At 33.2% G+C, this 13,296-nt stretch carries 14 protein-coding genes; 12 read left to right on the plus strand and 2 right to left on the minus strand.

What is annotated here, in order from left to right; genetic code table 11:
- Positions 1–27 precede the first annotated feature (27 nt).
- Together ACJBCC_RS14110 and ACJBCC_RS14115 are read right to left on the minus strand one after the other, a co-directional pair.
- Positions 28–1,554 (minus strand): GH3 auxin-responsive promoter family protein, encoded by a 1,527-nt coding sequence (locus ACJBCC_RS14110; protein WP_407557549.1) that lies wholly within the window; start codon positions 1,552–1,554, stop codon positions 28–30.
- 21 nt (positions 1,555–1,575) lie between these two features.
- Complete coding sequence (locus tag ACJBCC_RS14115; RefSeq protein ID WP_407557550.1) at positions 1,576–1,893, minus strand: four-helix bundle copper-binding protein; 318 nt, start codon at positions 1,891–1,893, stop codon at positions 1,576–1,578.
- 202 nt (positions 1,894–2,095) lie between these two features.
- On the opposite strand from ACJBCC_RS14115, the gene ACJBCC_RS14120 reads away from it, so the two are divergent.
- From ACJBCC_RS14120 to ACJBCC_RS14175, 12 genes are all read left to right on the plus strand, one after another.
- Entirely contained in the window at positions 2,096–2,605 is a 510-nt protein-coding gene (locus ACJBCC_RS14120; protein WP_407557551.1) for a DUF421 domain-containing protein, read from the plus strand.
- Between the two features lie 67 nt (positions 2,606–2,672).
- Complete coding sequence (gcvT, locus tag ACJBCC_RS14125) at positions 2,673–3,755, plus strand: glycine cleavage system aminomethyltransferase GcvT (RefSeq protein WP_407557552.1); 1,083 nt, start codon at positions 2,673–2,675, stop codon at positions 3,753–3,755.
- Positions 3,756–3,777: 22 nt separating this feature from the next.
- Complete coding sequence (locus tag ACJBCC_RS14130; RefSeq protein ID WP_407557553.1) at positions 3,778–4,611, plus strand: sugar nucleotide-binding protein; 834 nt, start codon at positions 3,778–3,780, stop codon at positions 4,609–4,611.
- Positions 4,612–4,682: 71 nt separating this feature from the next.
- Positions 4,683–4,970, plus strand: a complete 288-nt coding sequence (locus tag ACJBCC_RS14135) for a 4a-hydroxytetrahydrobiopterin dehydratase (protein WP_407557554.1) — start codon at positions 4,683–4,685, stop codon at positions 4,968–4,970.
- A 113-nt stretch (positions 4,971–5,083) separates the two neighbouring features.
- Positions 5,084–5,830 carry a YebC/PmpR family DNA-binding transcriptional regulator gene (locus tag ACJBCC_RS14140; protein ID WP_299099800.1) on the plus strand — a complete coding sequence of 249 codons (747 nt, stop codon included), beginning with the start codon at positions 5,084–5,086 and terminating at the stop codon, positions 5,828–5,830.
- Between the two features lie 172 nt (positions 5,831–6,002).
- Positions 6,003–6,602, plus strand: coding sequence for a GNAT family N-acetyltransferase (locus ACJBCC_RS14145; protein ID WP_299099798.1), 600 nt, complete (start codon positions 6,003–6,005; stop codon positions 6,600–6,602).
- Between the two features lie 279 nt (positions 6,603–6,881).
- Positions 6,882–7,652 (plus strand): SDR family NAD(P)-dependent oxidoreductase, encoded by a 771-nt coding sequence (locus tag ACJBCC_RS14150; RefSeq protein WP_299099796.1) that lies wholly within the window; start codon positions 6,882–6,884, stop codon positions 7,650–7,652.
- A 52-nt stretch (positions 7,653–7,704) separates the two neighbouring features.
- Positions 7,705–10,023 carry a chondroitinase-B domain-containing protein gene (locus ACJBCC_RS14155; RefSeq protein WP_407557555.1) on the plus strand — a complete coding sequence of 773 codons (2,319 nt, stop codon included), beginning with the start codon at positions 7,705–7,707 and terminating at the stop codon, positions 10,021–10,023.
- 14 nt (positions 10,024–10,037) lie between these two features.
- On the plus strand, positions 10,038–11,291 hold the full coding sequence (locus ACJBCC_RS14160) for an NRAMP family divalent metal transporter (protein ID WP_407557556.1): 1,254 nt from the start codon (positions 10,038–10,040) through the stop codon (positions 11,289–11,291).
- Between the two features lie 3 nt (positions 11,292–11,294).
- A complete protein-coding gene (locus tag ACJBCC_RS14165) occupies positions 11,295–12,242 on the plus strand; it encodes a TIM barrel protein (protein ID WP_407557557.1) in 948 nt (315 codons plus the stop codon).
- Positions 12,243–12,256: 14 nt separating this feature from the next.
- A complete protein-coding gene (locus tag ACJBCC_RS14170; protein ID WP_407557558.1) occupies positions 12,257–12,832 on the plus strand; it encodes a DUF1080 domain-containing protein in 576 nt (191 codons plus the stop codon).
- A 107-nt stretch (positions 12,833–12,939) separates the two neighbouring features.
- Positions 12,940–13,269 carry an ArsR/SmtB family transcription factor gene (locus tag ACJBCC_RS14175; protein WP_407557559.1) on the plus strand — a complete coding sequence of 110 codons (330 nt, stop codon included), beginning with the start codon at positions 12,940–12,942 and terminating at the stop codon, positions 13,267–13,269.
- Positions 13,270–13,296: the final 27 nt, after the last annotated feature.

Consider the following 13,296-nt stretch of genomic DNA (forward strand, 5'->3'; position numbering starts at 1 on the left):
TTTAATGTCTTATTGAGAAGGAATCTATTAAGATTCTTTAATAAACGCTTCCCAATCTGCAAACTTCTCTTCGCCCATAACGCGTTCCATTTTTACTTGTCCACCTTTTTTCTTGTTTCTTTCATTCCAATCATAGAATCGTTCTGGCGAAATGACTTTCACTTTGACGCCATGTAAGGCTTTACTTCGTGCTACCTTATAATTTTTGTTTGCGTTTTTTAAACTTTCATCTAAAGCCTTGGCAATTTCAGAATTATCAACACCTTCTACATCCGAACCTAAATACCAATAATGATAAAACTCATCATCATCGCCTCGTTTCGCACAAATGGTGTATTCTGAAATGGTGGTATCAAATTTTTCTTCCAATTCGCGCATCGCTGCATCCATCTTATTCACTGATAATTGGGAACCAACAGTGTTTAGAAAGAATTTTGTTCGACCTGTAATCTTAATTTCGGCACGTTTAACATCTGTAAATTCTATAGTATCTCCAATTAAATAACGCCAAGCACCACTTACTGTACTGATGATAAGCACATAATCTTGGTCAGTTTCAACCTCTCTCAAAGTTAAAGCAGGTGCTTCGTTAGTTAACGAACCATCTTGATTAATGTATTCTGGTTTAAAAGGTACAAATTCAAAATAAATACCATTATCTGTATTCAATTGCATGGCATCAGTTTCTGGTCGTACTTGTGTGGCAATGTACCCTTCAGATGCTAAATAAGTATCAATAACGGTCACTGGTTTTCCTAATAACGCTTTAAAACTTTTCTCGTAAGGTGCAAAAGCAACACCACCAGAAGTATAGACTTGCAGGTTTGGCCAAATCTCGTGAATGTGGTTTAAGTTGTGATATTCAATTACTTTTTGAAGCATTAATTCTATCCAAGACGGAATACCACTTAAAGCACCAATATCCCAATCTTTAGCACGCTCTGCAATACGTTGCACACGGTCGTCCCAATCATCAATTTGCGAAATTTCTTCGCCAGGTTTATAATATCCTCTAAACCACGACGGAATATTACTTGCGCTAATACCGCTAATTTCGCCTTCTTGATGGTCGTCTTTTTCAATTAAATCGGTAGAACTGCCAAGCATCATAATTTCCTTTTCAAAGAAATCTGCAGGAAGGTCAAAATTATTTAGTGCAAACACCTGTTTAATTCCTGAGCCTCTTATGGCTTCAATCATATCATCCGTAACCGGAATTCGTTTACTAGTTTTCCCAGTTGTACCAGAACTCAATGCAAAATACGATGGATTTCCTGGCCAAGTGACATCAGTTTCGCCATTGTGAAGTTTGTGCCACCATTCGTCATTTATCTTATTGTAATCGTAATAAGGTACTTGCGCTGCAAATGATTTTTGAGGGTTTTCGCTTTCGAGAATAGCTTCAAAATTAAAATGAGTACCAAATTGAGTGTGTTTTGCCCTTTCAAGCAATTCCTTAAGTACTTTTTCTTGTGCTTCTTCGTGAATAATTTCAGAAGTAAATGTGTCTTTCAGCTCAATGACACCTTTAATAATATTTCCTAATATAGCCATAATGTGTTTTTAAAGTTTTTATTACGCTGCGATTTTTCTACATGCTTCTGCACATTTTCTGCACGTTTCAGCACAAGTTTTACAATGTTCATGCTCGTGCTCGCCACAATGGTCTGCACAATACTCGCAAATTTCGGCACATAATAAAGCGTATTGTTTTACAAACGCACTGTCTGAGGTCATTGCCTTTATTAACATTTCGCAAGCATCTGCACATTGAATACAGCATTTAGGACAATCGTTAAAACTTTCTTTGCCTGCCATTTCAGAAAAACAGATTCTACAATCTATAATACATTCTAAATTAGCTTCAATAACGTCTTTATATATAGTCTTCATAATAAATGATTTTAATTATTAATTTCCACTAAGGTCTTCAATATTTAAAGAAGGTTGTATTGCAAATGCTATAAGGTTTAACCCATTTCAGAAAATTTCAATTGTTTAGCCTATAAGAATGATTCAGAGTAATCTTAATACCATTTGAGTCAAGTGAACCTGCCATTTTAAAGCATATTGAGTTGAACTAAAAAAATTAAATATGAAAGAATGGTTTAAATTTTCAACAGATGGTTTTCTAGCCATAATATTAACTGCCATAGGCATCTATATGGCTTTGGTCGTTTTAACACGAATTAGCGGTAAACGAAGCTTTTCTAAAATGTCGAGTTTCGATTTTGCCATGACAGTAGCCATTGGTTCCGTAATGGCAACCGTTATAATTTCTAAATCAGTGTCCTTGCAATATGGCATTAGCGCGTTGGCGATTATATATGCTATACAGATGTTAGTGGCTGCAGCCAGAAGAACAAAATTTGTGCAAGACATAGTAGATAACCAACCAACATTATTAATGAAGGATGGTAAATTATTAGAAACTAATTTAAAGAAATGTAAAGTGACAGAATCTGACATAAAAGCCAAGCTAAGAGAAGCCAATGTGATACAATTATCTGAGGTTAAGGCTGTCGTTTTTGAGTCTACAGGCGACATTTCCGTTTTACATGGCACAAGCGATAAATCTATTGACGAATGGATTATGGATTTTTAGACTAAAGCTTAAAAATTTGTTTAATTTTGCTTTCAAATAATGAAAAATTAAGAAATCTGTATTTATTATGAAAGACACTGCATTATCTTCTACACACCAAGCACTTGGTGCAAAAATGGTTCCTTTTGCTGGTTATAATATGCCAGTTCAATATGAAGGTGTAAACGCTGAACATGAAACGGTTAGAAAAGCCGTTGGTGTTTTTGATGTCTCTCATATGGGCGAATTTTTAATTGAAGGTCCAAATGCTTTAGCTTTAATACAAAAAGTATCGAGTAACGACGCATCTAAATTAGAAGTTGGAAAAGCACAATACAGTTGTTTACCAAATGATGATGGTGGCATTGTGGATGATTTAATAATTTACAAGATTAAAGACGAAACGTATTTATTAGTAGTTAACGCGAGCAATATTGAAAAAGACTGGAACTGGATTTCGTCTAAAAACGATGTTGGTGCTGACATGAAAGATTTAAGCGAAGACTATTCTTTACTTGCCATTCAAGGACCAAAAGCCATTGAAGCGATGCAGTCTTTATCTAGCCACGATTTAGCAGATATAAAATTCTACAACTTTATAGTTGGCGATTTTGCAGGCATTGAGCATGTTATTATTTCGGCAACGGGTTACACAGGAAGTGGTGGATTTGAAATTTATTGCAAAAATTCTGAAGTAAAACAAATTTGGGATAAAGTATTAGAAGCTGGTGCAGATTTCGGAATTAAACCTATTGGTTTAGCTGCAAGAGATACCTTGCGTTTAGAAATGGGTTATTGTTTGTATGGTAATGATATAGATGACACCACGTCGCCAATTGAAGCCGGTTTAGGTTGGGTTTGTAAATTTAATAAAGACTTTACAAATAGCGAGGCTTTAAAAGCTGAAAAAGAGCATACACCAGAACGTAAATTGGTCGCTTTTAAATTAGACGAACGCGGTATTCCTCGCCATGGTTACGATATTGTAGATGGTAGTGGAAAAACTATTGGTACTGTAACTTCTGGCACCATGAGTCCTAGTTTAGGCATTGGTATTGGTTTGGGTTATGTGCCTAAAGTCTTTTCTAAAGTAGATAGCAAAATACATATCCAAGTCCGTAAAAAAGCTATTCCTGCAACGGTTGTTAAATTACCGTTTTTTAAAGGTTAACAGATAGAATGTCGATTGATTAATGAAGAAGGAAACAGCGCAAAAACATCGTATTCTCATATTAGGTGCAAGTGGTTATATTGGCAATGCCATTTACAAAGAATTAGGTCCTTATTTTAGAACCTTTGGCACTTACAGAATTCCGAAAAAGGAATTTGAAAAGAACAAACAATTCTTTCACTACAATGTAGAAGAAGACGATGTTTACGAAATTCTTGAAGCTACAAAACCTTCTATAATTATCTCTGCGCTTCGCGGAAATTTTAACGCACAAGTTATTGCACATCAACATATTGCAGAATATGTTTTAAAGCATAAGTGTAAACTTATATTTTTGTCTTCTGCTAATGTTTTTGATGCGTATAGTCAGTATCCTAGCTACGAATTAGACAAAACATTAAGCCATAGTGTTTACGGACATTTTAAAATAAAGATTGAAAATTTATTATTACGAATGCCCAAAAAGCAAGTCGCCATAATTAGACTTCCTATGGTATTTGGTCCTGCTTCGCCACGATTAGACGAACTGAAACAAGCTATAAAAGACAAGGAAGCTGTAGAAGTGTTTCCTAATCTTATAATGAACGTTATGTTAGACAAAAAATTGACACAACAAATTCATTATATCATCAACAGAAATAAACATGGTGTTTTTCATCTTGGTAGTACAGATTTAGTACATCATGACGATTTTATAAAAGAAATACTAAAACTCATTACAGACAAAAAAGTAGTTACTAAACAGGTATTTACTACTAATGAGGACCGTTATCTAGCGGTTTTACCAAAGTTCAATCTTTTACCTAAACACCTTCAAATTACAAGCGACACGGTTCTTGAAGAATTAAAAAAGTGATTTTAAAATAAAGACTGTGATTTTCTGTAGTGATTATAAATTTTATAGTAATTTTAATAAAAACATAGCGTATGAAATTAGACGAAGATACTATTGAAAAAAAATTATTACACCTTCCAGAATGGGATTATTACGAGAATGCCATTCACACAGAATATGAATTCGATAATTTTAAAGATTGCTTCAGTGCTATGAGTCGAATTGCCTTTGAATGCGAAGCCTTAAATCATCATCCCAATTGGTCTAACACCTATAATATTTTGAAAATCTCACTATCCACACATGATGCAGACGGCGTAACCATAAAAGATTTTAAACTTGCCGAAGCTATTGAAGCTATTGTTGAGGAAGAGGAATAACATTAAATTATATTTACCTTTAATGTTACTTTAAGATTTTCAATATTTTCTTAAATTTGTTTTGCCTTTCAATTGGCAATTTTTTACTTAATAATTTATAACTATTTTTTACTATGGGAAGAGCTTTCGAATTTAGAAAAGCAAGAAAAATGAAGCGTTGGTCTGCCATGAGCAAAGCCTTTACACGTATAGGTAAAGACATTGTAATGGCTGTGAAAGAAGGCGGTCCTGATCCTGGTAGTAATGCACGTTTAAGAGCTGTTATGCAAAATGCTAAGTCGGTAAATATGCCGAAAGCCAATGTAGAACGTGCCATTAAAAAAGCAAGTGAAAAAGGTCAAGGCGATTATAAAATTGTACTATTTGAAGGTTATGCACAACACGGTATTGCTGTTTTAGTTGAAACAGCCACTGACAATAACACACGTACCGTAGCCAATGTAAGGTCTTATTTTAATAAAACAGATGGTAGCTTAGGGACTTCGGGCTCGGTTGTTTTTATGTTTGACCATACTTGTAATTTTAAAATTGAAGACAAAGATTTTGATTTAGAAGAATTAGAATTGGAATTGATTGACTTTGGTGTGGATGAAATTTTTGCAGATACTGATGAAGATGAAAATGGCGAAGAGCAAAAATGTGTTATGATTTATGCACCTTTTGAAAGTTTTGGAGATATTCAATCTTACTTAGAAGCTAATGATATAGAGATTATTTCTTCTGGATTTGACCGTATACCACAAGTCACTAAAAAGATTACACCAGAGCAAGCTGAAGATGTTGAAAAGCTTTTAGAAAAATTAGAAGAGGATGATGACGTGCAAAACGTATATCATACTATGGAAGAAAGTGCAGAATAAAACAATTGCATTTGTTAAACTTAAAAGAGGGCTTCTGCTCTCTTTTTTTTTGTTTTTATAGTAAATCTGACGCGTTTTTTTTGAATTAGATTAAACAAAACTAAAGATTCATTTTTGCTACCTTAGTCCGCGAGCAAATGATATTATATAAATACGATAACAAACTTCTATAATGAAAATCAAACTTCTAAAATCGAATATTCAACTTGAAAACGACAGAGTTTTACTTATACCTTTTGATAATAAAAGAAACGAAGAACTCAAAGATATAATCTTCGATAAAGATATTTGGGAGTTTATGGGAATGAGTATAAACAATGAACAAGGGCTTAAAAACTATATTTCAAAAACAATTAAGGATAAAAACAACCGACTTTGTTATCCTTTTCTAATTATAGATAAGGAAACTAATAAAGTTGCTGGTTGTACAAGATATGGTAATGTAAATTCCGCAAGTAAAAAATGTGAAATCGGCTGGACGTGGTATGGAACAGAATTCCAAGGTACCGGTTTAAACAAAGCGTGTAAATTCGAATTATTAAAATTTGGTTTTGAAACTATTGGATTTAGAAGAATACAATTTAGTACAGACCAAGATAACTTAAGGTCTCAAAAAGCTATAGAAAATCTTGGCGCACAGAAAGAAGGTGTTTTTAGAAATAACTATGTTGCTTCAAACGGAAAAAGTAGAAATGATGTTTATTATAGCATCATCAAAGAAGAATGGAAATCATTGAAAGAGGAAAATTTTTCAGAATTTATAGTGTACTAATTTTCAAATTCAGACATAATTAAAGAAAACATAAACCATTTTATGATACTCGTTTAAAACGCTGAAACATCAAAATTATTAAAACTTACATTAGAGGGCTTCTGCCCTCTTTTTTTGTCCTATTTTAAAATTAACTTCACTTGCTTATTCTATTCCAATTTTACCTCGTATTTTTATAATTCTAAGTTAATTAAGAGTTTATAATCTATATTTTAAACGCATTAACTAATTACATAAATAATTCGCATCAAAGCTTCTATTTTATAATAATGATATAACATGAGTGTATTAGAAAAATTTCAACTTAACGGAAAAACCGCATTAGTCACTGGTTGTAAAAGAGGTATTGGAAAAGCGATGGCTATTGCACTTGCAGATGCAGGTGCTGATATAATTGGAGTTAGCGCTACTTTAGAAAAATCAGGAAGTGAAGTAGAAAAAGAAATCACAAAACTCGGCAGAAAATTTACAGCGTATACTTGTGATTTTAGCGACCGAAAAGCACTCTACGCGTTCATTAAAGCACTAAAAACAGATATTCCTATTATAGATATTTTAGTAAACAATGCAGGCACTATAAAACGCGCTCCTGCAGCAGAGCACAGCGATGAACTTTGGGACCACGTAGTTGAAGTCAACCAAACAGCACAATTTATTCTTACAAGAGAAATAGGAAAAGACATGATTGCGAGACAAGCTGGTAAAATTGTGTTCACTGCTTCGCTATTAACGTTTCAAGGCGGAATTACGGTTCCTGGTTATGCAGCAAGCAAAGGTGCTATTGGCCAAATGACTATGGCGTTCTCTAACGAATGGGCTTCAAAAGGCATAAATGTTAATGCTATTGCTCCTGGCTATATAAGTACAGATAATACAGAGGCGTTGAGAAAAGACCTAGACCGTTCAGAATCTATTCTCTCTAGAATTCCTGCAGAACGTTGGGGAAAACCTGAAGATTTCGCAGGACCAATAGTGTTTCTATGCTCAGAAGCTTCAAGTTACATGAATGGTAGTATCCTAACTGTAGATGGTGGTTGGATGGGACGATGACAGCACTCAAAACAAGATAAATCTCTACAAATTATATCTAATAAACTAAATAATGAAATACAATCTAATAATAGCCTTAACAACGCTTTTACTGTTTTCTTGCAACGATAAAAACAAAGTTGACGACGAGGTTTTAATCAAAAATATAGCAGAACTTCAAAACGCTATATCACAAGCTGAACCAGGAAGCACAATCATTTTAGCTAATGGTATTTGGAAAGATACCCAAATAAAATTCTATGGCTTAGGTACTGAAGAAGCACCAATTACGCTAAAAGCTGAAACGCCAGGCGAAGTATTTATTGAAGGCCAATCATTTTTGCATTTAGGTGGTACATATCTTAATGTTGAAGGTTTATATTTTAGAAATGGCTATTCTCCCGAAAGTTCTATCATCAAATACATGATTAGTAAGGATAGTATTGCCAACCACACTAGAGTTACAAATACAGTGATTGAAGGGTTTACAAAACCAAACCGTTCTACAAACGACCGTTGGGTAGAGTTTTATGGTAAACACAATCAATTAGACCATTGTTATATTTCTGGAAAATCTAATGATGGCGAAACGATTAGAGTCTTTTTTACAGGTAATGAACATATAAATAACCATCATCAAATAGTGAATAATTATTTTGGCCCACGACCAAGGAAAGGTGGTCCAAGAGCAGAAACCATAAGGGTTGGCGATAGTAAAACAAGATTAACACCTGGTTACGTTAACGTCTCTAACAATTATTTTGATGCTTGTAATGGCGAAGTTGAAATCATTTCAGATAAAACAAATTACAATGCATTTACTAACAATATTTTCTATAAATGCGAAGGCTCATTAGTGCTAAGGCATAGCAATTATGCCAATGTAGATGCTAACATTTTTATTGGTGGCGACGATTCGGATTTTTACGGAGGAATAAGAGCTGTAAATACAGGTCATTGGATTACCAACAACTATTTCTACAAAATAAGAGGCGAACAATTTAGAAGTCCTCTTGCCATAATGAATGGCATTCCTATGACGCCTTTAAATCGCTACAAACAAGTCGCAGATGTGGTTGTAGCTTATAATACTTGGGTAGATTGTAAATCGCCATTTCAAATTGGTGTTGGCCAAAATTTAGCAAGTGCAGATGTTTTACCAAAAAGTGAAATTCGTTCTGCGCCTCCTATTAGAACAACTATAGCGAATAACCTTATTTATAATACAAAATCAGATTCGGCACCTTTGGTCAATCATGATGACATGAGCGGAATTCTGTTTAAAAGCAATGCTTTGGATAATAATGCTAGTGTTTTTTCAGAATTTGATGTGTTTCAAAATGAAACCATAAAAATGAAGAAAATCAATGATTGGTTATATGCACCTGAAACTTCCAATAATCAAGCTTTAGATAGCGTATTTAATGGTTATGACTTTGTAAGAATTAAAAATGACTTATTCGGCTCATCTCGAAGTGATAACAGTAAAGTTGGAGCAATTAATCAATTAACGGCTGCTGAAAACTTCAAAATAGATAAAAGTCTATATGGACCAGATTGGTTTTCAACCGAAAAAGAAATTTCAAAACCTAATATTTACAATGCTTCATCAAAACCAGGCGAGCTTTCAAAATTAATTCTTCAAGCACAATCAGGCGATATTATTGAGCTCACTGATACTGAATATTCAGTAAATACATCTCTTAAAATTGATAAGGAGATAGCGCTTCGAGCTAATGGAGAAAATAATGTTGAAATTATTTATAAAGGAAAAGAACAAACTCCTTTGTTTGAAATGAATCCTAAAGGGAATCTTAAGCTTCAAAATATTAGTATTAAAGGACAAGGCAATCAACTCGCATTTGCACCTCTCTCTGAAAATATGGCTTCAGCATATTATCTATTTATCGACGATTGTAGTATTGACAATTTCAACTACATCTTAAAAGCTTCAAAAGGGTCTTTTGCAGATAGTATCAACTTCAACAAAACCATTATTAAAAACAGTAAAAACGGCTTTGTATTAGCTGCTGATGAAAAAGGCGATTATAATGCAGAAATGGTTACTTTCAATAATTGTGAATTCAATAATATCAGCCAAAATCTGATTCATTTTTACAGAGGTGGTTATGATGAATCTACTATTGGTGGTGTTTTAACGCTTTCTAATAACCTATTTACAAATTGTGGTAAAACAGAAAAATCTGAGTTGTTGATTAAAACACCAGGTATTATCAATGTTCATATTTCTGATAATACATTTAAGGATAATCCTGTAAAACTTGTCGCTTTACTTTGGGGCGAAAAGAATAATCATCATAAAAATAATACGGTCATTAATTCTGGAGAAATTAAAGTTGAAGACCAACAAAAACTAGAAATCCTGTACTAATAACCAACGACTCAATGAATACGATTAAAACAATTCTCAAAAATCTTGGTCCTGGTCTTCTATTTGCTAGTATGGCAATCGGTACATCACATTTAGTTCTTTCTACAAAAGCAGGTGCTCAATATGGCTGGATAATGGTTATCCCAATTATTTTGGCCAACCTTTTAAAATATCCATTTTTTGAATTTGGCATTAGATACACCAACGTAACTGGTAAAAGTATAATTGAAGGCTATAGTAATCGAGGAAAAGGCTATTTATGGTTGTATGCCTTTATAACGTTAGCAACTAGTATTGCTAGTCCTGCTGCATTATGTTCCATTGCTGCAGGTCTTTTAATTAATATTTTAGGTATTCATGATGTTGCCATAACCACAGTGGCTTTAGGTTTATTTGTTTTTAATAGTATCATTTTAATTATTGGAAAATATAAATTGCTAGAAACCACATTAAAGTTTTTAATTCCTATATTATTTGGCGCTTTACTAGTAACCACAGTACTTGTAATAAATAAAGGGCAAATCTCTCCTATTGCTAATTTTAATGCACCAGAAATATTTAACGAAACTGGCATATTATTTTTAATTGTGTTAATCGGTTGGATGCCAACAGCTGTTGAAGGTAGTAGCTGGCTGAGTCTTTGGAGTGCTGAAAAGTATAAAGTAGACCATAAAAAACCACCATTAAAGGAAGCTTTGCAAGAATTTAATTTAGGTTATATATTGACCGCTGTTTTAGCCATTTTCTTTTTAACCATTGGTTGTATGACACTTTATGCCTCTGGAACTGAATTAAGCGGCAACGCAACCATTTTTGCAGACCAAGTGATTAACTTGTTTTCTACCCATATTGGCAATTGGGCTTATGTCTTTATCGCTATTTCTGCATTTGCTACTATGTACAGCACCTGTTTAACACAACATGATGCTATTGCAAGAGTGAGTGTAGATATTATTGGCTTATTAGTTGACGAACACGAAAAATTTAAAGGACGAAAATACTACGCTTCTAGCATTATAATTATAGCCGTAATGAGCATTGTTGTTCTTTATGCATTTGGTGCAAACATGGGATTAATTTTAGCCGTAGCCACTGCAACTTCTTTTGTACTTGCGCCTATTGTTGGTTATATGAATTTAAAAAATGTTTTAAGTAATGAAGTTCCAGTTAATCAAAAACCAAAACGAGGGTTACAATTCTTAACCTACTTAGGCATACTGTTTTTATCACTTCTTTCCATTTATTATGGTTGGATTCTAATATTTTAATACATGAATTTATCTAGAAGAAAATTTATTAAAAAAGCTGGAATTACCGTTGCAGCAATGCCCTTTGCGCCTTTGTTAATAAATATGTCTAGCGGAATTGCAGATGATAAACCTTTAGATATTCATCTTTTCTCAAAACATTTACAGTTTTTAGATATTAAAGAAGCTGCCGAAGTCGCTGCCGAACTAGGCTTTAATGGACTAGACTTAACCGTTAGACCAAAAGGTCATGTTTTACCAGAAGATGTACTTACTGACTTACCAAAAGCCATTAAATACATTAAATCTGTAGGGTCTACTTGTAAAATGATTACAACGGCAATTACTGATATTAATAAGTCTTACGACTTAGATATTATAAAAACAGCTGCACAACAAGATGTGCAATACTATAGAATGAATTGGTATAAATATCATGAAGCATTAACCATGGAAGAATCCATAGCAATCTACCAAGAACAGATTAAAAACCTAGGAGAAATTAACAAACAACACAATATTATAGGCTGTTACCAAAACCATGCAGGCACTAAAGTTGGCGCATCGTACTGGGAAATAAATCAAATATTAGATAGCGTAGACTTAGACTATTTTGGTGTGCAATACGATATTCGTCATGCCATGGTAGATGGTGGATTATCTTGGGAGAATGGATTAAAACTTTTAAATGATAAAATTCAGACCATTGTTTTAAAAGATTATAAATGGGCAAAAGTTGATGGAAAATACAAAGTAATAAATGTACCCATTGGAGAAGGTATGGTAGATTTTAATAAGTACTTTAAACTATTAAAATCTTATGGATTAAATCCACCAACATCCTTACACCTAGAATATTCTTTAGGAGGTGCAGAAAAAGGACGAACCGACATTAAAGTGGATAAAAAAGTAGTTTTTGATGCCATGAAATCGGATTTAAAAATGGTTCAAAAACTCTGGAAAGAAGCTTAATAAAACGTGTAATTATGATTAACATTTCAGCGTTTAAAATTACCGTATGCATTAGTTTATTTTTCTTAGTTTTAGCATGCGACCAATCAGAAAACTTGTTTCTAGAAAATGAAAATAATTGGTCATCTTATGGAGAAGCGAAATGGGAATTTTTAAATAAAATTCTAACTGGTAAAATTAAAAATGGAGAAGGCTATCTTATTACAAAACAAAAATATAACAATTTTGAATTAAAGTTAGAGTTTAAACCAGATAGCACAATTAATTCTGGTGTTTTTATACGTTGTAATAGCGAAAATATGAATCCTAAAACATGTTATGAACTTAATATTTGGGATATACATCCTGACCAAACAAATAGAACAGGTGCTATTGTCGCTAAAGCAAATCCTTTAGCAAATGTAACCACAATTAACCAATGGAATACTTACAGAATTTTAGCTAAAGAAAGCCAACTAAAAGTTTGGATTAATGACACCCTAACAATTGATGCTATGGATAGTTTTTCGGCGACTGGTTATATTGGTTTACAAGCCAAAGGCAACGGAAAAGTAAGTTTTAGAAATATCAAAATTACCACGCTCAATTAAATTTACAACCACTTCCCTATTCTCTTAATGTATTCACAAAAAGATTAAAATTGTTTTGTATTAAGAATATTAATCGTAATATTGCAATGAACAAATAAAACAATCTTATGGGTTTAGCAAAAACGGAAATATTTACAGATTTACAAAACGAAATCGCTGTAATCGCCAAAGCCTTTGGTCATCCTGCTCGTGTGGCAATTTTGCAACATTTATTTAAAATGGATACCTGTGTATGTGGCGATTTGGTTAGCGAAATCGGATTAGCACAACCCACCATTTCTCAGCATTTAAAAGAGCTCAAACTCTTAGGATTAATTAAAGGAAATGTAGAAGGTACAAGCGTTTGCTATTGTATAAACTCAGAAAATTGGACTAAAATGAAAGCAATTATATCGCAGTTTTTAGACCAAGACCTTTCAAATAAAAATTGCTGTTAAAAAATTTACATTCATTAATCGCATTAT

Origin of the sequence: Winogradskyella sp. 4-2091, from assembly GCF_045765065.1 — a bacterium.
GTDB lineage: Bacteria > Bacteroidota > Bacteroidia > Flavobacteriales > Flavobacteriaceae > Winogradskyella.